Raw genomic sequence first — 278 nt, 5'->3', positions numbered from 1 at the left:
AATTGTTGGCGCCTGAGCTGGCCTCTTCCCGGCTAAAGCCGGTCCCACTAAAAGCATCGCGTACCCTCTGGAATCGCCTCCGACTGTAGGACCGGCTTCAGCCGGGAAGCTGTTGATCTGCTTTGAAGCGCTTTTGATATTCATACGAAAATGGCTCAAACACCGCAAATCGCGACTTGGGTGCAGGCTGAACGCAGGTCTCGCGGAGTGGGCCGAGCGGCATGGATGCCGCGAGAGCCGCCCCCCGCCATGGATGGCGGATGGCGGCGGGCCCACGG

At 61.5% G+C, this 278-nt stretch carries 1 protein-coding gene; it reads right to left on the bottom strand.

Going from position 1 to position 278, the window contains the following annotated elements; all coding sequences use genetic code 11:
* Positions 1–97: 97 nt before the first annotated feature.
* Positions 98–278, bottom strand: a 181-nt coding sequence (locus tag ACYASU_RS21555; protein WP_463583993.1) for a hypothetical protein, incomplete at its 5' end; no start/stop codon positions are given.

The organism is Pseudomonas sp. HP_12 (assembly GCF_055283955.1).
This window is presented reverse-complemented; position numbering and strand designations above follow the sequence as displayed.